Source organism: Paraclostridium bifermentans (assembly GCF_019916025.1).
Classification (GTDB): Bacteria; Bacillota; Clostridia; order Peptostreptococcales; family Peptostreptococcaceae; genus Paraclostridium; species Paraclostridium bifermentans.
Genome location: NZ_CP079737.1, coordinates 420,498 through 443,143, shown reverse-complemented (window position 1 = coordinate 443,143; position 22,646 = coordinate 420,498). Strand labels below are relative to the sequence as shown.

Genomic DNA, 22,646 nt, shown 5'->3' with positions numbered 1-22,646 from the left:
TTATTTTTTATAATTTTTTAATCATCTTTCTTCGATATTTTTCGTATATTTAATTAAATTTTTTAACACATTTTAAATAATTTTGAATAATATATATTAGGGATAACTATTATCCCTAATATATATATAAAGGTGATAATATATGACATGTGGTAATAATTCATTTGAAAGAGAAATTTCTATCCCTTATGCTTTGTATCAATCTGAATTAGGAAGATATTTTATAGGTCAAACTCCAGCATTGAATCCAACAGGAGTAAATACTACAGCTATAGCTGCATTAGTTAACCCAGCTGGTTCTGCTAGAAATTTATTTGTAAATGTGATAACTATAAAAAATCCATCAGGTGCTGCAGTAGATGCTGCTTTCTACGTTAATTCTACTTTGCCAGTTGGAATGAGTACTAGTAATCTAGTAAACGTAACTAATTTAACTATTAATCCCCAACCTGTTCCTTATGGTCAAGTACAATATATGATTAATGCTTCTACACCTTCTGGTGTTCCAATTTTTTCTAGAGTGGTAGGTCCTGTTTCAACAGAAATCGTAGATGGTGGACAAATAATACTTCCTCCAGGTCAATCTCTAGTTGTTTACTTAACTGGATTGACTACTACTTCAAACGTTGTAGTTGCTTTTGGATGGTGGGAAGAATATCCTTATACTTGTAAATACTATTATCATGAGCATACTTGCTAATTTTATATTTTAATTAAATCTAACTAAAGGCACTCTTGTTAAACTAAGATCAGAGTGCCTTGATTTATGTTATAATGAAAACATTATACATAGGAGGTACAGTATGAAATCAGCAAAATATTATATAGAAAACCTAGGTATGACACCTCATGTTGAAGGTGGTTACTATAAGGAGTCAGTAGTTTCAAAAGATTTATTTAGAGAAGATAAAAATTTATTTACTAGTATATACTTCTTACTTGAGACTGGAGAGGTGTCTAATTTTCATAGACTAAAGTCAGATGAAATGTGGTACTATCATGATGGGCAACCCCTTACTATATATATGATTACTCCAGAGGGTGAGCTAATTACTAAACAATTAGGGCTAGATATTGAAAACGGAGAACTTCCACAAATTTTAGTTCCTAAAGGATATATATTTGGATCTTCAATGAATAATGATGGTTTTGCATTAGTTGGATGTATGGTAGCACCTGCATTTACATTTGAAGACTTTGAATTATTCAAAAGAAATGATTTATTAAAAATGTATCCTCATCTTGAAGATGTAATAATCAAATTAACTAGAAATTAATCAAAAAGAGTATGCAATTATATTGCATACTCTTTATTTAAGTTTTGCATCAACAAGCAATAATTTCTTTTATAAAAAATTCTTTCCCACCTAAAATTTCCCACTCTGCACTATTACAGTTTGGGCATTTACGATTATTTTCAAGTAAATTAAATACCTTATTACACTTTTTACAAATACCGTTACCTGGTAAAATTTCTATTTCTAACTTTGTATCATGTAACATAGTCCCATCAACTGCAGCAGGATAACACTCTCTAATATATTTTGGTATCATAGATGATAATTCTCCTATTTGAAGTACTATAGTGTCAACCTTATTTAAATTTTGCTCTAACACAACTCTTTCTACAGTTTTTACAACCTCAATTACAACCCCTAACTCATGCAAGTCATTCACCTACCCCTATTTCTGCTGATTTTTTAAGGTATATTTACAATATAAATCCCTCGCTAGTATTATAACACCATTTTTTTGTCAATTCATTACTCAAGAACATATTTTGTTCGTTTTCTTACTTTTTTTGGTAAATCGCTTTCATTTATAAATAAATAGTGCTACAATATTCGTGAATAAACACTTTACAGTTGATGGGGGGATAATTAAAATGTTTTTATTCGAATCTCAGCCAATATCAAATTGGCTAATGTTATTTTTTGTATTTATAGTATTAGTTCTATTAAATGAAGTTGGGCGACGTTATAAGTGGGGTGGGGTTTCACTATTTATAATACTTCCAATTATTCTTACGTTCTTTGTTTGGCCTAAAACTACAAAAGGTACTAGCGTAAATGATTGGTTCCATTATGCAAAAGTTTACTCTGCCTTAGCTGGTTGTGTAGGTTTCTGGTTATTACGTCATATAGATGGAGCTACTAAGCATAAATGGGTTTTATGCTTTCCACCATTAATACTTGCAATTAATATTATGGAGGCTGTTGCTCGTGATTTCCAAATAGGTTCTCTTGGACTTACAAGACAAGTTTTTGAAGGTATGATGACATACAGTGGTTCTTGGAACTACTTAAACGGTGTTGCTGGAATTTTAAATATTATTACTATCACAGGTTGGATGGGAATATGTATTAGTAAAGATAAAAGTAAAGATATGTTATGGCCAGATATGTGTTGGTTCTGGATTATAGCTTATGACCTTTGGAACTTTGCATACACTTACAACTGTTTAAGTGATCATGCTTGGTATTGTGGAATTGCTTTACTCGTTGCTCCAACTGTAGCTGCTTTCACTTTGAAAAAAGGAGCTTGGCTACAACATCGTGCTCAAACACTAGCACTATGGTGTATGTTTGCAATGACATGTCCTTCTTTTATAGATGAATCACAGTTCGCTGTTAAGTCTACACAAAATCCAACTGCACTTCTTGTAATAAGTTCAGTTGCTTTAATTGCTAATGTAGCATTATTCATTTATATGATTTATAAAATAAGAAAAACTAAACGTAATCCATATACTTCAGAACTTTACACTGATTTACAGTGCTATGAAGAAGTAAAAGCATATGCTGAATAAATAAAAAGCCATCTCAATAATTTTGAGATGGTTTTTTTATTTGCCACATTCAAGATTTTTATTGCTCCAAATTATCATATTCTTCATTATTGGTAATAAGCTTAATCCAGATTCGCTTAAATAATAAATAGATTCAACTACTTTGCTATCAGTATTTTTTTCATTAATTATGATACCATTTTCTATTAATACTTCTAGTTGTTGGATTAGCATTTTCTTACTACATCCTTCTATAGATCTTTGCAACTCTCCAAATCTTATTTTGGTATCTTGGATTTGCCATATTATAGCAGGTATCCATTTTTTACCTAAAATACTAGATAGAGCTTCAACCGGACAATCATATATCATATCCTCTACGTTGTACATTCTCACTCCTCCTACTTATCATAATTTTGTTTAATTTAAACTTTATTATACCTATTATACTTATATATTTCAAAAATAAAAGCGTAGAATAATCTACGCTTTTATTAAAAACTCATTTCTGGGTATAACATTTTAATTATTTTTATGTTATTTTCTATCTTAGGAACATAATATTCTTTAGCATATGCTCTTCTATCCATAGTATCATCTACTTTATTTCTTACATTCCATTCTTGTACCATTTTGCTTAAACCTTCATCTTTAAATTTAGATAAATAATATGCACCTAATTTTAAACTTGTTCTATCATCTACTAAGTCACTTGGTTTAAAATTTTTCATATTTAATTCATGTGCTAATTTTATTGAAGTTTCATCACTAAGCCTTAATATCCCATTATTATCATTCTTTGCATAATCTTTTTCATCAAATCTAGATTCAAAGTGTCCTATCGCTGCTAAGAAGTATGGATCAATATTATATTCTTTAGATATAGATTTTATTTCAGATATATCTTTTACTGGATATACAACAGTTCTTGCAACAACAACTCCTCCTACTATTAATACTAGTAGTGATATTATTATTATAGATAATGTTTTTTTCATAATATTCCTCCTAATTTCGTTTAGTTACTATGTTGAAATAGAACTTAGAAGTAATTAAATAATATGTTATATAAATTATCGAATATGGAATTAACGTCCACAACATTACTACCGATAAATTTTGTCCAAGTATATGGCAAACAACATAATTTGCCACAACACTGTGTAAACCTCCTAATACTAAAGGTAAAAAGAAATTAAATCCAACTTGTTTATATACAGATGACTTTATATCATCTTCATCTACTCCTATTTTATTTAACACAGTGTATCTAGGTGCTTCATCTTGAGCTTCTGATAGTAATTTGAAGAAAATTACACTACCTGTACAAACTAAGAATACTAAACCTACAAATACACCTATAAACACCATAATTCCTGAAGTTGTAAATCCATCTTTAAAAGCTTCATAATAAGATAAAACATAACTTGAAGCTGGCCTTTTTTGATCTCCAGTATAGTATTTTTCTGTTAATTTCAATACTTCTTTATCAAATTTTTCTCCATCTTTTTGATTTGTTATATTATATGTGTAATAATTTTCTACTTTATTGTTTATTTTTAAGTTTTCAAATTCAGTATCTGAAACAACAATCATATCTACTGGACTAAATGAATTATATAATTTTTCATCTATATGTGATTTAAGATTTAATTCAACATCTTTTCCATTATTGTTTATATTTATAGATGATTTAGCATCAAATCCTCTTTCTTTAGGATACACATGAATAAACTCATTATCGTTTATATTACCTATTTCTTTATCTCCATTTAAATTTAATATTTCATTTAAATTTGATAAAGATATTATTTGATATGAATCTTTAAATCCATGCGAATTTTCCTTATATGAATCTAAATTTATATAGCTAATTACAAATTTATCAACTAGTTTGTGATCTTTTGAATCTGATAAAGTCTTTTCAAATTCTTTTATATACTCTCTATTATCAAGTGATAAAGTATAAGAGTATGGTGCTTGTTCTTCAACAACTTGAGAACTCATAAAGTAAACCGATATAGATACCCCTATTGCAGTTAATGTAGTAGCACTTAATATAGCTATTACTGATAACATCTTTGCATTACTTTTTATTCTATATAGTAATTGAGATGTTGATATCATATTTAATCCTTTATAATAATTTGCCCCATTTTTTTGTTGTTTTTTAATTATAAAAAACATAAATGAGCTAAAGAATAAAAATGTACCAATAACTTCCATAAATAATGTAACAAATGCTCCAATAATTAAATCTATTCCATTTGTTGTAGAAAGATACACTCCATATCCAACTAATATAAAAACTATCGATAGTATAGCTAATAGCTTTGATCCTTTTTTAGCTTTTTCAGATGTGCTCGAAGCTTTAAATAATTCAATAAGCTTAAATTTATATATTATTCTATTACTTTGATACGCAATAACTAAAAATATTAATATAAATAATACAAATGTGTCAAAAATTCCTTTTATTGAAACCGCAAAATTTATACTTAAATCTAATCCTATAAGCTTTATAAGTATTCCTAGCATCAGTTTAGAAAATACTATTCCCGATATTATACCTATTACAATAGCCGCTACCCCTATTATTAATGTTTCAAAGAATAATAAAAGTCCTATCTCCTTGTTTTCAATTCCTAATAATGCATATAGTCCAATCTCTTTTTTCCTCTTTTTAATGAAGAAACTATTTGAGTACCATATAAACAGTACTGAGAATAATGCTATTACAATTGATGCTGCATTAAATGCTGCTGATGCTTTAGAACTTGCTGATAAAGCTGCATCTATACTGGGATTATATTGTAAGTTTTTAAATGCATAATATATTCCTACTGTAAAAACTATAGAGAAAAAGTATAAAAAATATCCTTTAAGATTTTTTTGTACATTTTTCTTAGCTATATTAAATAAGATCACTATCCCCACCACCTATCAATGATAATACATCTAAAATTTCTTTAAAAAATTCTTTTCTTGTTCCTCTTCTATTTATCTCTTTAAATATTAATCCGTCTTTAATAAATAAAACTCGTTTACAATAACTAGCTGCAAATGCATCGTGTGTAACCATCATTATCGTTGCATCCTGTTCCTCATTTAACTTTGTCATTGCATTTAAAAGATCTGTTGATGACTTAGAATCAAGTGCTCCTGTTGGCTCATCTGCTAATATCAACGATGGATTTGTAATTATAGCTCTTGCACAAGCCGTTCTTTGTTTTTGTCCTCCTGATATTTCATAAGGGTATTTATCAAGTAATGTTTCAATCCCTAGTGTTTTAGAAATTGAAAATACAGTTTTGTTTATTGTCTTTTCGTTTGCACGAGCAAGTGCTAAAGGTAGTGCAATATTATCTTTTACTGATAATGTATCTAGTAAGTTAAAATCTTGGAATATAAATCCTAAACTTTCTCTTCTAAACTTTGATATTTGTTTATTATTTAAGTTTGTTATATTTTTACCTTCTATTTTCACATCTCCGCTAGTTGCAGTATCTATAGTTGATACTATATTTAAAAGTGTACTTTTCCCTGCCCCAGATGGTCCCATTACTCCTACAAACTCACCTTTGTTTATATCAAGATCTATACCATTTAATACTGTTTGTGTATTTTTATTTGTTCCATATGATTTCATTAAATTTCTAACTTCAAGTATTTTTGTCATGTTTGTTAACCTCCTTTGATTATTACAATACTAAGTATATAATTTTTTATGACTTTCTAATATCGATTTATCTATCATTAAAATTACAGATTTGTAAGTTTATTAAAATAAAAAAGATATTGATAAAAATCAATATCTTTTTGAGCAAATTTTATATACTAAATATCCTATATATTTAATTTTAATTCTTCTTTGCTTATTTTGATTTTGTTACTATATTAAAGTAAAACTTAGAAGTAATTAAATAGTATATTATATAAATTATTGAATATGGGATTAATGTCCACATCATTATTACAGATAAGTTTTGACCAGCCGAACGACAAATAACATAGTTAGCTACAGTACTGTGCATACTCCCTACCGCTAAAGGTATCAAAAAGTTAACTCCAACTTGTTTATACACAGATGTCTTTATGTCCTCATCTTCTACCCCTATTTTCTTTAATATAGCATATCTAGGTGCCTCATCTTGACCTTCAGATAGTAATTTAAAGAAGATTATACTTCCTGTACAAATTATAAATACCAGTCCTATAAATACACCTATAAACATCAACAATCCTGAAATTGAAAATTCACTTTTTAAATTTTCATAATATGATACAATTAACAGCTCATTAGATGTTTCATATTTTTTTAATAATTTCAAAATAGTTTGATTAAAAGTTTCATCTTTTGGGTTTGTTATATTGTATGTGTAATAATTACTAGTTTCATTATTAGATTTCAAATTTTCAAATTGACTATCTGATACAACAAAAGTTTCATCTGATGAGAATAAATTGTATAGTCTTTCTTTTGAATTTGATTTTAATTTTAATTCTATATTTTTACCATCTTTATCTATAGCATTAAATTTTTCACCATCAAACCCTGAACTTTTAGGATTTACATAAATAAATTCATTATTCTTTATCTTGTCTACTTCTTTATGTTTATTTATCTTTAATATTTGATTTAAATTGGATTGTGATATTACTATATATTTTGGTCTAAACCCATTTTTAGTTTCTTTTGGTGCATTTAATGTTATATAAGTGAATATAGACTTATTAATTAACTTATTGTTTTTAGATTTACTTAAAGCTTGTTCAAATTCTTTTACATAATTTTTATCATCTTTCATTATAGTGTATGAATATGGAGTTTCTCTTTCTACCGCATCATAAGTAGAATAGTAAAGCGAAATTGACGCTCCTATAGCTGTTAATGTTGTAGCACTTAATATAGCTATTGTAGCTAACATTTTTGCATTGCTTCTTATTCTATAAAGTAATTGAGATGTCGATAACATATTTAATCCTTTATAATATTTTGCCTCATTCTTTTTTTGCATTTTTATTATAAAGTATAACAAAGAGCTAAAAAATAACATCGTCCCGATTATTACCATTATTAAAGTTGTAAACGATGCTGCAACTACGCTAAACCCTTTTAATACTGACAGATATACACAATATCCACCAAGTATAAATATCATTGACATTAAAGCTAATAATTTAGATTCTTTTATAGGTTTTTCTGAAATATTTTCAGCCTTAAATAAATCTATTAACTTAAATTTGTATATTATTCTATTACTTTGATACGCAATAACTAAAAATATTCCAATAAATAATATTGATGTGTCAATTATTCCCTTTAATGATATAGTAAGCGCTATATCTAAATCTAGTCCGATAAGATGTATAAGTATATCTATCATTACTTTAGAGATTAACACTCCAGATAATATGCCTATTACAAGTGCAGTTAATCCTATTATTAATGTTTCAAAGAATAGTAAAAGTCCTATCTCTTTATTTTCAATTCCTAAAAGTGCATATAATCCAATCTCTTGTTTTCTTTTTTTTATAAAAAAACTATTTGAATACCATATAAATAAAATTGAAAATAATGCTATTACAATTGATGCTGTATTAAATATTATTCCTGCCCTATCAAGTAATTTTAAAGCACCGCCTAAACTTTGATTATATTGAAGATTTTTAAATGAATAATATATTGCTACTGTGAAAACTATAGAAAAAAAGTATAAAAAGTATCCTTTAAAATTTTTTTGTACATTTTTCTTAGCTATATTAAATAAGATCATTATCTCCACCACCTATCAACGATAATATATCTAAAATTTCTTTAAAAAATTCTTTTCTTGTTCCTCTTCTATTTATTTCTTTAAATATTAATCCATCTTTAATAAATAAAACTCTCTTACAATAACTAGCTGCAAATGCATCATGTGTAACCATCATTATAGTTGCATCTTGCTCTTCATTTAACTTTGTCATTGCATTTAAAAGATCTGTTGATGACTTAGAATCAAGTGCTCCTGTTGGCTCATCTGCTAATATCAACGATGGATTTGTAATTATAGCTCTTGCACAAGCCGTTCTTTGTTTTTGTCCTCCTGATATTTCATAGGGGTATTTATCAAGTAACATTTCAATCCCTAGTGTTTTAGAAATTGAAAATACAGTCTTGTTTATTGTCTTTTCATTTGCACGAGCAAGTGCTAAAGGTAGTGCAATATTATCTTTTACTGATAATGTATCTAGTAAGTTAAAATCTTGGAATATAAATCCTAAACTTTCTCTTCTAAACTTTGATATTTGTTTATTATTTAAGTTTGTTATGTTTTTACCTTCTATTTTCACATCTCCGCTAGTTGCAGTGTCTATAGTTGATACTATATTTAAAAGTGTACTTTTTCCTGCCCCAGATGGTCCCATTACTCCTACAAATTCACCTTTGTTTATATCAAGATCTATACCATTTAATACTGTTTGTGTATTTTTATTTATCCCATATGATTTCATTAAATTTCTAACTTCAAGTATCTTTTCCATATTAACCAACCTCCTTTTATTATTACAAGGCTAGTATATAATCTTTTTTAAATTTCTAATATCGATTAATATATCATTACTGTTACATATTTGTAAGCTTATCAAAAAAGGCATTGATCTTCATCAATACCTTTTTGCTTATCTTTTTATTTTGTTTTTTAAAGTCTCTAAAATTAAATTTACTTCATCTACCTTTAGTAATATTATACATATACCATATGTCAATGCTCCACATCCTATAGATATAGCTAACGATATAGTTTCGTATAATTTTCCAACTGGTAACATTCCGCCTAAAAACTTATATATAAACATTGTAACTACTGACATTAATCCTGCTGACACAATTGATTTTATTAAAACTATTAGAATTTCTTTGCCACCAAATTGTCCAATTTTTTTTCTTAAACTTATAAACAACAATACTATAGTAACAATAGCAGATATACTAGTTGCAAACGCCAATCCAGCTATTCCCATATTAGTAAAGTTTACAAACAATAAATTTAATACTATATTTAAGACAATTGTTATTATAGCATTTTTCATAGGTGTTTTTGTATCTTGTAGTGAATAAAATACTTTTCCAAGTATATCTCTAAGCCCAAAACCTATCATTCCTATAGAGTAAAACACAAGAGCTATTGCAGTCATTTGTGTTGCTCTTGCATCAAATTCTCCTCTTTCAAAAAGCATTCTTACTATTGGTTCAGCAAGTATCATAGCTCCTGCTGATATAGGTATAACTAAAAGTGTTACTGTATTTACAGATGTTTTTATAGACTTATAAAATTCTTCTTTATTATTTTCTGTAGTTAATTTAGATAACATAGGATAAATTACAGATGAAATTGATACTATAAACATACCCATTACGAATTGATTTAATTTGCTGGCATAGTTTAATGCAGATATACTTCCTTCACCAAGTGTAGATGCTATAGTTCTGTCGACAATAATACTTACTTGGTTTACTGCAACACCTATTAAAACTGGTATTACAAGCCAAAGTAATCTTCTTAGGTACTTATCATTAAAATCCACAAATAGCTTGTATTTAAATCCTTTTTTTCTTGCAAAGGGATATTGGAATAAAAACTGTAATGATAGTCCTAGTAAAGCTCCCCATGGAAGTAAGTGTATATTTATTGTTGCACTTAAAATAATAGAAGCTATTACTATAATATTATTTGGTACACTCATCAATCCTGGAATTACAAAATTATCTTTAACCTGTAAATATGCAGTCATAATATAACTCATACCTAAAACTGATAATCCAAGTATCATGACCCTTGTAAAGTAAACTGCCTGGTTAAATACATCACCTTTAAATCCAACTGCAAATAATTTTACAATTTGAGGTGTAAATATTAATCCTATCACAGAAAGTCCTAAACAAATTAGTATTACTGTATTTAATACATTATTTGTAAATTTATTTGATTCTTCTTTACCGCCATTTTTTCTTATATCATGATACAAAGGAATAAACGCTGTATCTAAAGAGGTTCCTATTGCTGCAAATATAACCGCAGGTATATTCATAGCTACTAAAAATGCATCGCTTGTCCCAGAAGCTCCATATACTGAAGCTAATGTAAGCTCTCTTGCAAACCCTAAAACTTTCGCTATTAGTGTAGCTATCATTAATCCGACAGCTGCTTTTGCTACTTTTGACATACATACTTCTCCTTATATTTTTATTTAATCTTATTATTTTACTCTTCATACTATTATAATTATCAAAAGTTAAAATAAAATTAACTAAAAATGAAAATTTGATTAAAAACAAAATAAAAAAACAAAACATATATCCTAATAAAATCAGGTTATATGTTTTGTTTTTCACACTTTAATATTACTAAGACCTCATTACGTATCCTATAGATCTTACTGTTTTTATATATTCTTCCTTATCTTCAGTATCTAACTTATTTCTTAAATGTCTTACATAAACATCTACAACATTTGTTTCTGTTTCATAGTTATATCCCCATACACTTTCTAGTAAACTAACTCTCGATATAACTTTCTCTTTATTTTCCATAAGATATAATAATAGTTCATATTCCTTATTAGTTAAGTTCAATTCTTCATCACCTTTTTTTACTAACCTAGATTCTATATTTATAGATAAATCTTTAAAAATTAATTTTTTAGAATTTGATTTATTTTCTCTTCTAAAAACAACTTGAATTCTTGCTAATAACTCCTCAATTGCAAATGGCTTTGCTACATAGTCGTCAGCTCCCATCTGAAGCCCCGATACTTTATCCATAATACTATCTTTTGCACTCAACATAATTATCGGTGTATTTTTTTCTTTTTTTAATCTTCTGCATATCTCTATACCATTAAGACTTGGAAGCATCAAATCTAATAAAATCAAATCATAATCTTTATTTATAGCTTCATCTAATCCTTGTTTTCCATCCTCTATAACTTGAGTTATATATCCTTCAAATTCTAATTCCATTTTAACAAATGAAGATATATTTTTTTCATCCTCTATTATAAGTATCTTTTTCATATGAAATCCTTTCTATAGATATCATTAACCTTAATAAATATTATATATTAATAAATTAAATTTTATTATATTGTTATTAAAATATTTTCTCTAAAAGTCCATATTAATAAATATAGCCCACATAATTTTTTATATGGGCTATATTTATTAATATGGATAAGGCGGTGCAATAAATGGATAAAGTAATAATGATAGTCCAACTAATGATGTAAATGGAAATCTTCTACTTCTATAACGTCTATATCTTCTAGGCATTTGTCTTGATGTCATTTCGCCTTCATTATCTATAACATCCTCTCCAACTAACACAGTTACCCCATAGTCGTCTGAATCTGTTATTATTCCATCAAATTTACTTCCATCTTTTAAATTTATAATTACATGAAAGTCTTTTAGGTCTTTACATTTTTCTTGCATTTTATTTATATTTCTAGCTGTATTCATCTTTTTTCATCTCCTTCCTTTACCATAATATGAATTATTCTTAACCTTGTTACTTTACAATTTTTTTAAGCATAAAAAATAAGCTCATATCAATTGATACGAGCTCATTATTTTATATTTCTAATAATTTATTTATTTTTAATGTTTTTATCATAAAATACTGTTGATACTAATTTTAGCTAAAATTAAGATACCATAAATTTTATAATCGCTAATATCCATAAGTGTAACGGGTAGAATACATAGAACATATATTTACTAAACTTATTATTTAAGCCTCTTTCTCCATTATATAATAATATAACTGGTATAACTAATACCAATAAAAAGTCCGAATTGAACATGATAGTATCAAAACTTGTATCAACACTTAGTGTAATAATTGCTAATATCAAAGCTATAATTAAATATCCTATTGATTGCTTTTTTAAGTTCCCTCTAAAACAATATGTTATTATTATAAATGGTATGATTGAGTTTGAGCCTTCTAATATTCCAGCCTCTAGAAATGCTATTATAGATACAGTTATTCCTAAAATTATAAAAAATACTTTTTTCATACCTGCTTTATTTTTACTTAATTCAAATAAATTAATAATAACAAAACCTATAAATAGTGTAGCCATAATATTGTTATGAACACTAACATGTTTTGATGCAAGCATTAAGTTCAAAATATAATTTCCAGCCTCCATAAATATAGCAAATCCAAGTAATCTAAACCCATACTTAGTTCTGCTCCTTGTATAAAAGAACCCTTCAACTAAAAAGTATGCAAACATCGGCGATACTAATCTAGTTATTCCATGAATATACGATGGAAATACTGTTGGAAATGCAAACCATAAGTGATCTAATAGCATAAGTATTAATAATACTATTTTTATTTGAAATGCATTAAATTTTTTCATATCTTTCTCCTTCTCATACAATGATACGTTTATTATACCTAATACATTTTAATTTGAATTGACACCATACTTACATTAACATTACATATTTGAAAGAATAAAGAAAAAACTCATATCTTGTTTGATATGAGTTTCTCTAATTTATAGTTTTAAACTATTTGATAATATAGTCCATCATTTGTGCAGTAAAAATATAATCTTCCATGTCCTTGTTTTCGGAATCTAAATTGCATATTCCATTCAGGGTATTGCTTTACGATAAGTGCTCTATCACCTCTTACGTATGCTACAAATGAAATATAATGTTCCTTATTCATCTCATGTTCAGAAGTTACGAATAATTCATCTTCAACAGGTTCTATATTAAGGGAATGTTTCTCATCTGCTTTTTTAACTTCTAACGGTTCTATTTTTTTCCCACAACATGATATACTTGCATCACCTGTAGCAGTCATTAAATTATTACATTGTGGACATACATAAAATTTTAATTTGTTCATATTTCCTCCTACGAATTCGTTTAAATTTATTTCTCCTGATAAAATTCCATCAACACTTGTTCCTAATATTTGTGCTAACTCTGGTAATAATGAAATATCTGGGCAACCTTGCCCTCGTTCCCATTTGCTTATCGTTTTATCACTTATATTCATTTCATCAGCAACTTGTTTTTGCGTCATATTTTTTTCTTTTCTTAACTGATAAATTAAATTACCAATTTTTTTACAATCCATCGGCCCCACCTCTTAATAATAATTTAAACTACTTAAAGATTTTATTCAATAAACGAATCGTAGAGTAAAACAAAAGACATACCTGATAATTCAAGTATGCCTCAATTTATTTTAAATATTATAGTTTAAATCCTTTTTTTATAGCATTAGTTGGACATGACTTAACACATTCTCCACATCTTATGCAATCTATGCTATTGGGCTTTTTATAAACTTCTATTTCCATATGACATTTTTTAGTACATGCATTACATCCTACGCACTTCTCTTTATCAATACTGTATTTATAAAAGCTAAATTTATTAAAGATTGAATAAAATGCTCCTAATGGGCAAAGGTATCTACAAAACGGTCTATATACAAATATAGATAATATAATGATTGCTATAAGTATAAATAATTTCCAAGCATATAAAAACCCTATAGTGCTTCTTAAAGATTCATTTAATAGTACTAGGGGTATACCTCCCTCTAAAGTACCTGCTGGACATATAAATTCACAGAAATATGGCTTTGATAATCCAAACTCATTAGTAACAAACATAGGTAAAATTATTACAAATACCAATAATATTACATATTTAAGATATTTTAAAGCTCCATCCAGCGTTTTATTCACTTTAACTTTTTTTACCTTAACTTTGTATAATAAATCTTGGATAAATCCAAATGGGCATAACCACCCACATATAAATCTTCCAAATACAACACCAAATAAAGTCATTAATCCTACTATATAATAGGAAAAATTGTACTTTATACTTCCTAAAACAGCTTGTAATGATCCTATAGGGCATGAACCTAATGCTCCAGGACATGAGTAGCAATTAAGTCCTGGAACACACAATTTCTTAGTATCTCCTTGATATATACCTTTTTCAATGAATCCTTTGAAGTTAGCATTTGTGAGTAAAGTAGCTATTAATTGAGTTATATTCCTTTTATCCAATTCCAATACACTCCAAGCATATGTTAACAGCTTTCTTTAATACTACTTTAACCTCACCTCTACTAGATCCTACTACAATAAAACAAATACTCATAGCTAACACTATATATCTTGTTAATTTCTCTTTCATATACTAATCCTACTTAATAGATTTTAAAACTTCATCTATTTTTGCATTGTATTCAGCTTTACTCGCTGTTCCTACTAAAGCTGTGCTTACTATTTTACCGTCTTTATCTACGAATATTGTAGTTGGAGTTCCCTTAACATTTTTAAGTATCCACTCATGTAAATCTTTATCTGGTATTACATTATCGAATTTAACACCTTTTTTATCTAATATAGATTTAGCTAATGCCTCATTGTCTTCATCTGGTGTATCTGCTACAACTCCTATAATATTAACTCCTTTAGATTTAACATCTTTATATAATTTCTGTAATTCTGGCATTTCGTCTATACATGGCATACATGATGTACCCCATATATTTATCATTGTAAGTTTACTATCTTTAAATATAGAACTATCTATACTTTTTCCTTGAATAGTTTTTGATTTAAAAGATATAGTTCCATTTATACTCTCTTCACTTGCTTTTTCACCTTTATCATTAGACTTTATTTTAGATGGATCAATTGGTTTTATACTATTCTTAAACTCATTTATAGATTTTTCAATATTTTTAACTTCAGATTTTGAAGCATCTGATAAGTTACTATCATCTATTTTTTCGTTATATACAAAATAGTACACAGAGTTATTTAACTCTCCAACTTTATCTTTTTTACTATAATTTGAATACTCCTCACTTTTTAATACTTTCTCAGCGTCATTTTTATTTAATCTTAATATAGAACCTATATTTTTCATTTTTTCCATATATAAATTCATTAATTTTTCTTCATCTGCTTTGTCTTTTTTCCCGTTATTATCTACTTTCTTTTCATCTATTTTTTTAGATAGTTCAGCTAGTTCTTTTGCATCATCAGGGCATATGAAACTAAATGACATTTCATTTTCACCTGCTAATATTCCTTCGACACCAATTTTTTCCCAAGAAGTAGGTAATTTAAACTTAACACCTAAATCTTGTATTACTGTTTCATCAGAACTTTCTTGATTACTGCTTTGTGTTTGTGCTGACTTATTTTTATCAGAAGTTTTGCTTCCTAAATTGCTACATCCCCCTAATGCTAAAGCTGCTATTAAAAAACCTGTCATTAGAAATCTTCTTTTCATTTTATCGCTCCTCGTTTTTTATTATTTACACTATACATATTAAATGATTAACTTTAACTGTAATTAAACTTAAGCTTAAATAAACCTTAAAAAATAAATTTTTAACACCTTTATTAAAATTAATAGTTTTTAAGCATAAAAAAACATCGGATGCTTTTTAGCATCCGATGTTTTTATTTATATTAATCTTCTACAAGTTTACTTAGTTTTTTATCACAGCTCCATAGTACTATTCCACATACAATTACTACAGCTCCTACTATAGCATATGCAGGTGCAAATGAGAATTTTGATAAGAATTCATATAAATACCCATGTGCTTTAGCAGCTATAAATACTGCTAACGGCCATATACCCATCATTAAACCTAGCACTTTAGCAGGTGAAAATTTACTTATAAATGAGTTTCCAAGTGGAGAGAATACCATTTCCCCAAGAGTCATTAATACTCCAAACATAACTATCCATATTAAACTTGCTTGACCATCGCCTCTTAATACTTCTGCTAATGCCATTACCGCAAATGATAATCCTAGTAATACCATACCTAATGCAGTTTTCTTGAACATACTTAAGTCTCCTTTAGGAGATCTTGCACGCTTATTCCAAACCATAGCTAGTATTGGTCCAAGAATTATACAAGAAAGAGAATTTAATGAGTCAAACCAAGCTGATGGTACTCTAAATGTTCCTATCATCCAATTAGCTTTATTAGCATCAGCAAAATCTGGCCCCCAATGATATAATATTGGTAGCGTTGCTAAGTAATAAACTAACCAAAATGCTATAGAGAATACTGTAAGGAATATAATTGCACTTACTCTTAATTTATCTTTTTTAGTTAAAGGTTCTTCAGAAGATTTTTGCGCTTCTGATTCTGATGCAGCGTTAGCTTCATTTATTTTAAATGGTTTTTTACCAACATCTCCAAATGAAGCTTTTCCTCCAACTACAAACCATACTGTATCTAAGAATAAAAGCAATCCACATATTAAAAATGTTCCCCCAAATCCTACTGCAGAATAAGCTATAAAAGATACAGCTGTTGTTCCTATAAATGCACCTATGTTAACAAAAGAATATTGAACAGAAAATGCACCGTCAAGATCTTCTTTGTTTTCAAATAATCTACCATTTATACCTGCTAGATTCCCTTTAAATAATCCTGTACCTATTGATACAAGTATTATCATTGCCCATACAAGTCCGATTGATGTTTGAGCAGATGCTTGCCATCCACACATATATCCAAGTCCCATAAGTACTGTTCCTATAGGAACACATAATCTTGGACTTAACCATTTATCCGCTATATATCCTCCAAGTATAGGAGTTACATAAGTAAATGCTACTAAGTTTGCAATCATTTTAGCTCCATCTGATGCACTTAGTCCAAGCCCCCCTTTTGCAACTGCCGCAACTATGAATATTCCGATTAACCATTTAGAAGAATAAAATGCCATACGTTCTAATGTATATGAGAATGAACAAACATAAAACCCAAAAGGATATTTCTTTTTATTTTTTACTGCGCTTTCCATATTCCCCTCCAAAATATTTAATATAATATTTTCTTGTACATGGCTAATTTCATTACATACCCCTACATAATGAAACTTTAATTATTGCATATACAAATTGCTAGTGTCTCTAAAAGATAACTAGCTACCCCCTGTTAAATTTCGTTGGATATACCTATCCAACTATTAACGTTATAATTTCATTTTTTACTACTCATCAGTGTCAATTAAGTATAAATATTCTGAATATAATAAATAAATGTAATGATTCCATTTTGACTTAGACACTGCTTTTTAACTTGAATTCTTAATATGATTTTTTCAATATTTCTTGAATTATTGTTTGATACACTTAGATGTTCTCTGATACTTTTAAGAATTTGAAAACTAATTTTATTTAGTCTGTTAAGATTATGTCTGAATTGATAAATTTCATTATAAATTTTAGATGTCTATATAGCTGCATTTAAATAATATGTAAGATTAACTTTTCGCTATATATTTTTTAATTTAGTCATTTTATGAAGTAGTATTTCACTACACTAGTTGAAATTTGAGTACTTTTTTCTGTTAAATATTTATGCGTGTACTATATCGTTTTTGTTAAAATAAAAGTGATGATTATAATCACATCCAATTTTAACAATTTTCCAACAATTTACATTATACCCTCCCTTAAACTGTTTACCCCCTTATGAGAAATTTATCAAAAAAACATTTTACTGTCAATATAAATATTCTTTATATTAAAAACTTATTTCTACACATGTCTTTTTAATATAAACATTTTAAATCTAAGGTCCAATTTATAATTAATCAATATCATCATTATGGTTTATTTATTAAATTGGTACACTTATTTCTTTACTAATAAACTAATTTTACACGACTTCTAAATAAATAATTTCACATGAAACATCACTTCCTCATTTATTTAAAATTATTGTGAGAAAATATAAATATATTATTAATTATCTCACAATAAACTTATTCGAAAACTAACTGTTATATGTACACAATAAAAAAATTTAACATGCTTTTTATATAGCTTTTCTTTAATATAAAATCACTTATATAAAATCCCCCATTTTTTTACACAAAATTGTTAATTTGAGTGTCAAATTTTGCAAAATTCTATATACATATTATATGGGTAGATAAAAGCTACCTACACTAAAAAACACATATAGGAGAGAAATATATGCGCAAACCAATAATTGAGAATAGATCTATGCCAAAGTCTTGTTGTAAAAACAATAATGATCAAATGAGTTCTCTTAGAGATTTAATAAAAATGCTTGAAGAAGCTCAATGTAAAAGAAAAAATAGTTGTCATTTTGATGATGACGATGATTATATAAATCCAAGCGCAAATTTAGATATAAACACTAGCTTAGATAATGATTCTAAATCTTGTTCTTGTGCTGATGCAGATTCAGATTCTTGCTCTACTGCTGATGCCGACGCTAACTCTGATTCTACTTCTGACTCAGATGCTACTGCTGATGCTGACGCTAACTCTGATTCTACTGCTGATTCAGATGCTACTGCTGATGCTAACTCTGATTCTACTTCTGACTCAGATGCTACTGCTGATGCTGACGCTAACTCCGATTCTACTTCTGACTCAGACGCTACTGCTGATGCCGATGCTAACTCTGATTCTACTTCTGACTCAGATGCTACTGCTGATGCTGACGCTAACTCTGATTCTACTGCTGATTCAGATGCTACTGCTGATGCTAACTCTGATTCTACTTCTGACTCAGATGCTACTGCTGATGCTGACGCTAACTCCGATTCTACTTCTGACTCAGACGCTACTGCTGATGCCGATGCTAACTCTGATTCTACTTCTGACTCAGATGCTACTGCTGATGCCGACGCTAACTCTGATTCTACTTCTGACTCAGACGCTACTGCTGATGCCGACGCTAACTCTGATTCTACTTCTGACTCAGACGCTACTGCTGATGCCGATGCTAACTCTGATTCTACTTCTGACTCAGATGCTACTGCTGATGCCGATGCTAACTCTGATTCCACTTCTGACTCAGACGCTACTGCTGATGCCGATGCTAACTCTGATTCTACTTCTGACTCAGACGCTACTGCTAATTCTACTGCCGACACTGATTCTACTTCTGACTCAGCTGCCAACTCTACTGTAGATACTACTTCTGACTCTGACTCAGCTGCTAATTCTACTGCTGATGCTGATACTACTTCTACTGCAGATACTGATTCAGCTTCTCTTTCTGGTTCAGATGCTACTTCTACTGCTGACACTGATTCTACTTCTGATTCAGCTGCCAACTCTACTGTAGATACTACTTCTGACTCTGACTCAGCTGCTAATTCTACTGCTGATGCTGATACTACTTCTACTGCAGATACTGACTCAGCTTCTCTTTCTGGTTCAGATGCTACTTCTACTGCTGACACTGATTCTACTTCTGATTCAGCTGCCAACTCTACTGTAGATACTACTTCTGACTCTGACTCAGCTGCTAATTCTACTGCTGATGCTGATACTACTTCTACTGCAGATACTGATTCAGCTTCTCTTTCTGGTTCAGATGCTACTTCTACTGCTGACACTGATTCTACTTCTGATTCAGCTGCCAACTCTACTGTAGATACTACTTCTGACTCTGACTCAGCTGCTAATTCTACTGCTGATGCTGATACTACTTCTACTGCAGATACTGATTCAGCTTCTCTTTCTGGTTCAGATGCTACTTCTACTGCTGACACTGATTCTACTTCTGATTCAGCTGCCAACTCTACTGTAGATACTACTTCTGACTCTGACTCAGCTGCTAATTCTACTGCTGATGCTGATACTACTTCTACTGCAGATACTGATTCAGCTTCTCTTTCTGGTTCAGATGCTACTTCTACTGCTGACACTGATTCTACTTCTGATTCAGCTGCCAACTCTACTGTAGATACTACTTCTGACTCTGACTCAGCTGCTAATTCTACTGCTGATGCTGATACTACTTCTACTGCAGATACTGATTCAGCTTCTCTTTCTGGTTCAGATGCTACTTCTACTGCTGACACTGATTCTACTTCTGATTCAGCTGCCAACTCTACTGTAGATACTACTTCTGACTCTGACTCAGCTGCTAATTCTACTGCTGATGCTGATACTACTTCTACTGCAGATACTGATTCAGCTTCTCTTTCTGGTTCAGATGCTACTTCTACTGCTGACACTGATTCTACTTCTGATTCAGCTGCCAACTCTACTGTAGATACTACTTCTGACTCTGACTCAGCTGCTAATTCTACTGCTGATGCTGATACTACTTCTACTGCAGATACTGATTCAGCTTCTCTTTCTGGTTCAGATGCTACTTCTACTGCTGACACTGATTCTACTTCTGATTCAGCTGCCAACTCTACTGTAGATACTACTTCTGACTCTGACTCAGCTGCTAATTCTACTGCTGATGCTGATACTACTTCTACTGCAGATACTGACTCAGCTTCTCTTTCTGGTTCAGATGCTACTTCTACTGTAGATGCTACTTCTGACTCTGATTCAGCTGCTAACTCTACTGCCGATGCTGACACTACTTCTACTGCTGACGCTGACTCAACTTCTACTGTAGATAATAATGCTGACGCTAATACTACTTCTGATTCAACTTCTACTGCAGATACTGATTCAGCTTCTGTATCTGACTCTAACTCTACTGTAGATGCTACTGCTGATGCTGATACTACTTCTACTGCTAATGTTGATTCTGCAGCTGAATCTAATGCAAACAATAATAACCAATCTACTGCAACTAATAACGTTGGGCCAATAACTGTTAGTACACCTATAAATATATATATAACTTGTCCATGTTGTGGTAAAACACATCACTGTCAAACAGATCATTGTGAAACACATTTCTGTAATAGAGGTGGAGTGTTTAGATCTAATCCTGATATAGAAGTTACTACAAGTGAAGAATGTGAAGACGAGAATATAGAAGATTAATTGTAAAGGGGATTAAGTACTATGAATCAAGAAAAAAATGTAAATAATAAAAATCAAGCTCCTAAAAAAGAGAGTCACCATATATCAACTGTTAAACGCCAACGCATTCATAATGGTGAAGTTATACAAGACGATGTTAAACACAAGTATATTCTTAATGGTGAAGTTATAGAGGATGATTTTAATAATATCCCTAGTGATGGTATCGAATCTAACTCTAATAATAATCATATATCTGATCATCAACACCAACATGTTCATAATGGTGAAATTGTAGACGATGATGATGATTTTAAACCTTCTAAGAATAGTAAGCATTCATCTGACCATAAGTACCAACATGTTCATAATGGCAAAGTTGTAGATGAAAAATAGTTTATTATAAATTTTAAAATTGAAATAGTCTAAAATGAAATGGTGAGCATTAAACAAGCTCACCATTTCTCATTATATAATAACTTTTTTATCTATTTTAATTTTACATATAATTAGAAATAATTAAACCACAGGCTAACCTAGCTCCTGCATTTCCTGCTGGTTGAGAAGTAAAATCATCATATCCTTCATGAATTATAAAGGATTTTCCTATTATTTCATCAACAGTAAACCTATTGCTAAATGTAGAAAGCAAGCCTACTCCATCAGCAGATAGTATTGGTGGTAAATCCCCTGAATGCATAGGATGTTCCACTTTAGTTGGATTATAGTGAGATTTAGCTGCCATAAATGTTTCCTTTTCATTTCCTACTGAACAATCTCCAACCTCATGAATATGGAATCCATGAAATGCGCTAGTTTGATTGTTTTTATTAGGAATTCCAGTTATATATGCTTTTACATATACGCCTTTATCTAATTGATATAAATATACCATTCCCTTTATACAAGGTGCTAATGGGCCTCCAGTTATTTTTGCATATGCATCTGGTTTAGATGGATTATAGTTTGAAAAAACTTTTTGAATATCATACTTTTTACAAGAATTGTCCATAATATCCT

General features: G+C 29.3%; 22 protein-coding genes. 4 read left to right on the top strand and 18 right to left on the bottom strand.

What is annotated here, in order from left to right; all coding sequences use genetic code 11:
- Positions 1–142: 142 nt before the first annotated feature.
- The gene (locus tag KXZ80_RS02320; RefSeq protein WP_021434001.1) at positions 143–700 is read left to right on the top strand and encodes a DUF6143 family protein; all 558 of its coding nucleotides are present in this window, start codon (positions 143–145) and stop codon (positions 698–700) included.
- 103 nt (positions 701–803) lie between these two features.
- On the top strand, positions 804–1,277 hold the full coding sequence (locus KXZ80_RS02315) for a cupin domain-containing protein (protein WP_021434002.1): 474 nt from the start codon (positions 804–806) through the stop codon (positions 1,275–1,277).
- 49 nt (positions 1,278–1,326) lie between these two features.
- On the opposite strand, the gene KXZ80_RS02310 is transcribed toward KXZ80_RS02315, so the two are convergent.
- Positions 1,327–1,668: a hydrogenase maturation nickel metallochaperone HypA/HybF gene (locus KXZ80_RS02310; RefSeq protein ID WP_021434003.1), complete on the bottom strand. Its 342-nt coding sequence runs from the start codon at positions 1,666–1,668 to the stop codon at positions 1,327–1,329.
- Positions 1,669–1,885: 217 nt separating this feature from the next.
- Between KXZ80_RS02310 and KXZ80_RS02305 the strand changes: the two genes are divergently transcribed.
- Positions 1,886–2,809: a DUF5692 family protein gene (locus tag KXZ80_RS02305; RefSeq protein WP_021434004.1), complete on the top strand. Its 924-nt coding sequence runs from the start codon at positions 1,886–1,888 to the stop codon at positions 2,807–2,809.
- A gap of 36 nt (positions 2,810–2,845) precedes the next feature.
- Here the strand turns inward: KXZ80_RS02305 and KXZ80_RS02300 are convergent, their stop codons facing one another.
- The 16 genes from KXZ80_RS02300 to KXZ80_RS02225 all read right to left on the bottom strand — a co-directional run bounded on the left by KXZ80_RS02300 (position 2,846) and on the right by KXZ80_RS02225 (position 21,430).
- Positions 2,846–3,178, bottom strand: coding sequence for a winged helix-turn-helix transcriptional regulator (locus KXZ80_RS02300; protein WP_021434005.1), 333 nt, complete (start codon positions 3,176–3,178; stop codon positions 2,846–2,848).
- A gap of 104 nt (positions 3,179–3,282) precedes the next feature.
- On the bottom strand, positions 3,283–3,786 hold the full coding sequence (locus KXZ80_RS02295) for a transglycosylase SLT domain-containing protein (RefSeq protein ID WP_021434006.1): 504 nt from the start codon (positions 3,784–3,786) through the stop codon (positions 3,283–3,285).
- Between the two features lie 10 nt (positions 3,787–3,796).
- A complete protein-coding gene (locus KXZ80_RS02290) occupies positions 3,797–5,716 on the bottom strand; it encodes an ABC transporter permease (protein ID WP_021434007.1) in 1,920 nt (639 codons plus the stop codon).
- Positions 5,703–6,467, bottom strand: coding sequence for an ABC transporter ATP-binding protein (locus KXZ80_RS02285; protein ID WP_021434008.1), 765 nt, complete (start codon positions 6,465–6,467; stop codon positions 5,703–5,705). The genes KXZ80_RS02290 and KXZ80_RS02285 overlap by 14 nt, the downstream gene beginning before the upstream one ends.
- Before the next feature lie 196 nt (positions 6,468–6,663).
- Positions 6,664–8,565 (bottom strand): ABC transporter permease, encoded by a 1,902-nt coding sequence (locus tag KXZ80_RS02280; protein WP_021434009.1) that lies wholly within the window; start codon positions 8,563–8,565, stop codon positions 6,664–6,666.
- On the bottom strand, positions 8,552–9,316 hold the full coding sequence (locus tag KXZ80_RS02275) for an ABC transporter ATP-binding protein (RefSeq protein ID WP_021434010.1): 765 nt from the start codon (positions 9,314–9,316) through the stop codon (positions 8,552–8,554). The genes KXZ80_RS02280 and KXZ80_RS02275 overlap by 14 nt, the downstream gene beginning before the upstream one ends.
- A gap of 138 nt (positions 9,317–9,454) precedes the next feature.
- Positions 9,455–10,999 carry a murein biosynthesis integral membrane protein MurJ gene (gene murJ / locus KXZ80_RS02270; RefSeq protein WP_021434011.1) on the bottom strand — a complete coding sequence of 515 codons (1,545 nt, stop codon included), beginning with the start codon at positions 10,997–10,999 and terminating at the stop codon, positions 9,455–9,457.
- 181 nt (positions 11,000–11,180) lie between these two features.
- Positions 11,181–11,849 carry a response regulator transcription factor gene (locus tag KXZ80_RS02265; RefSeq protein ID WP_021434012.1) on the bottom strand — a complete coding sequence of 223 codons (669 nt, stop codon included), beginning with the start codon at positions 11,847–11,849 and terminating at the stop codon, positions 11,181–11,183.
- Between the two features lie 147 nt (positions 11,850–11,996).
- Positions 11,997–12,293 (bottom strand): hypothetical protein, encoded by a 297-nt coding sequence (locus KXZ80_RS02260; protein ID WP_021434013.1) that lies wholly within the window; start codon positions 12,291–12,293, stop codon positions 11,997–11,999.
- A gap of 185 nt (positions 12,294–12,478) precedes the next feature.
- Positions 12,479–13,204, bottom strand: a complete 726-nt coding sequence (locus tag KXZ80_RS02255) for a TraX family protein (protein ID WP_021434014.1) — start codon at positions 13,202–13,204, stop codon at positions 12,479–12,481.
- Between the two features lie 149 nt (positions 13,205–13,353).
- Positions 13,354–13,938 (bottom strand): helix-turn-helix domain-containing protein, encoded by a 585-nt coding sequence (locus KXZ80_RS02250; RefSeq protein WP_021434015.1) that lies wholly within the window; start codon positions 13,936–13,938, stop codon positions 13,354–13,356.
- Between the two features lie 118 nt (positions 13,939–14,056).
- A complete protein-coding gene (locus tag KXZ80_RS02245) occupies positions 14,057–14,887 on the bottom strand; it encodes a 4Fe-4S binding protein (RefSeq protein ID WP_021434016.1) in 831 nt (276 codons plus the stop codon).
- The gene (locus tag KXZ80_RS02240; RefSeq protein WP_021430316.1) at positions 14,880–15,017 is read right to left on the bottom strand and encodes a CD1871A family CXXC motif-containing protein; all 138 of its coding nucleotides are present in this window, start codon (positions 15,015–15,017) and stop codon (positions 14,880–14,882) included. Before KXZ80_RS02240 ends, KXZ80_RS02245 begins: the two co-directional genes overlap by 8 nt.
- A gap of 9 nt (positions 15,018–15,026) precedes the next feature.
- Positions 15,027–16,127 carry a TlpA family protein disulfide reductase gene (locus tag KXZ80_RS02235; RefSeq protein ID WP_021434017.1) on the bottom strand — a complete coding sequence of 367 codons (1,101 nt, stop codon included), beginning with the start codon at positions 16,125–16,127 and terminating at the stop codon, positions 15,027–15,029.
- A gap of 182 nt (positions 16,128–16,309) precedes the next feature.
- Positions 16,310–17,668 (bottom strand): peptide MFS transporter, encoded by a 1,359-nt coding sequence (locus tag KXZ80_RS02230; protein ID WP_021434018.1) that lies wholly within the window; start codon positions 17,666–17,668, stop codon positions 16,310–16,312.
- Between the two features lie 1,332 nt (positions 17,669–19,000).
- Positions 19,001–21,430, bottom strand: a complete 2,430-nt coding sequence (locus KXZ80_RS02225) for a hypothetical protein (RefSeq protein ID WP_223132723.1) — start codon at positions 21,428–21,430, stop codon at positions 19,001–19,003.
- A 238-nt stretch (positions 21,431–21,668) separates the two neighbouring features.
- Here KXZ80_RS02225 and KXZ80_RS02220 point away from each other — a divergent pair, with 238 nt between their 5' ends.
- Entirely contained in the window at positions 21,669–22,022 is a 354-nt protein-coding gene (locus tag KXZ80_RS02220) for a hypothetical protein (protein ID WP_021434020.1), read from the top strand.
- A gap of 103 nt (positions 22,023–22,125) precedes the next feature.
- Here the strand turns inward: KXZ80_RS02220 and KXZ80_RS02215 are convergent, their stop codons facing one another.
- Positions 22,126–22,638 (bottom strand): superoxide dismutase family protein, encoded by a 513-nt coding sequence (locus KXZ80_RS02215; RefSeq protein ID WP_021434021.1) that lies wholly within the window; start codon positions 22,636–22,638, stop codon positions 22,126–22,128.
- Positions 22,639–22,646: the final 8 nt, after the last annotated feature.

What these genes read in the sequence shown, in the direction of transcription:
- murJ (WP_021434011.1), bottom strand. Translation starts at nt 10,999, where the DNA reads ATGTCAAAAGTAGCAAAAGCAGCTGTCGGATTAATGATAGCTACACTA.
- KXZ80_RS02260 (WP_021434013.1), bottom strand. Translation starts at nt 12,293, where the DNA reads ATGAATACAGCTAGAAATATAAATAAAATGCAAGAAAAATGTAAAGAC.
- KXZ80_RS02265 (WP_021434012.1), bottom strand. Translation starts at nt 11,849, where the DNA reads ATGAAAAAGATACTTATAATAGAGGATGAAAAAAATATATCTTCATTT.
- KXZ80_RS02295 (WP_021434006.1), bottom strand. Translation starts at nt 3,786, where the DNA reads ATGAAAAAAACATTATCTATAATAATAATATCACTACTAGTATTAATA.
- KXZ80_RS02235 (WP_021434017.1), bottom strand. Translation starts at nt 16,127, where the DNA reads ATGAAAAGAAGATTTCTAATGACAGGTTTTTTAATAGCAGCTTTAGCA.
- KXZ80_RS02320 (WP_021434001.1), top strand. Translation starts at nt 143, where the DNA reads ATGACATGTGGTAATAATTCATTTGAAAGAGAAATTTCTATCCCTTAT.
- KXZ80_RS02215 (WP_021434021.1), bottom strand. Translation starts at nt 22,638, where the DNA reads ATGGACAATTCTTGTAAAAAGTATGATATTCAAAAAGTTTTTTCAAAC.
- KXZ80_RS02300 (WP_021434005.1), bottom strand. Translation starts at nt 3,178, where the DNA reads ATGTACAACGTAGAGGATATGATATATGATTGTCCGGTTGAAGCTCTA.
- KXZ80_RS02285 (WP_021434008.1), bottom strand. Translation starts at nt 6,467, where the DNA reads ATGACAAAAATACTTGAAGTTAGAAATTTAATGAAATCATATGGAACA.
- KXZ80_RS02220 (WP_021434020.1), top strand. Translation starts at nt 21,669, where the DNA reads ATGAATCAAGAAAAAAATGTAAATAATAAAAATCAAGCTCCTAAAAAA.
- KXZ80_RS02315 (WP_021434002.1), top strand. Translation starts at nt 804, where the DNA reads ATGAAATCAGCAAAATATTATATAGAAAACCTAGGTATGACACCTCAT.
- KXZ80_RS02280 (WP_021434009.1), bottom strand. Translation starts at nt 8,565, where the DNA reads ATGATCTTATTTAATATAGCTAAGAAAAATGTACAAAAAAATTTTAAA.
- KXZ80_RS02305 (WP_021434004.1), top strand. Translation starts at nt 1,886, where the DNA reads ATGTTTTTATTCGAATCTCAGCCAATATCAAATTGGCTAATGTTATTT.
- KXZ80_RS02240 (WP_021430316.1), bottom strand. Translation starts at nt 15,017, where the DNA reads ATGAAAGAGAAATTAACAAGATATATAGTGTTAGCTATGAGTATTTGT.
- KXZ80_RS02275 (WP_021434010.1), bottom strand. Translation starts at nt 9,316, where the DNA reads ATGGAAAAGATACTTGAAGTTAGAAATTTAATGAAATCATATGGGATA.
- KXZ80_RS02255 (WP_021434014.1), bottom strand. Translation starts at nt 13,204, where the DNA reads ATGAAAAAATTTAATGCATTTCAAATAAAAATAGTATTATTAATACTT.
- KXZ80_RS02230 (WP_021434018.1), bottom strand. Translation starts at nt 17,668, where the DNA reads ATGGAAAGCGCAGTAAAAAATAAAAAGAAATATCCTTTTGGGTTTTAT.
- KXZ80_RS02250 (WP_021434015.1), bottom strand. Translation starts at nt 13,938, where the DNA reads ATGGATTGTAAAAAAATTGGTAATTTAATTTATCAGTTAAGAAAAGAA.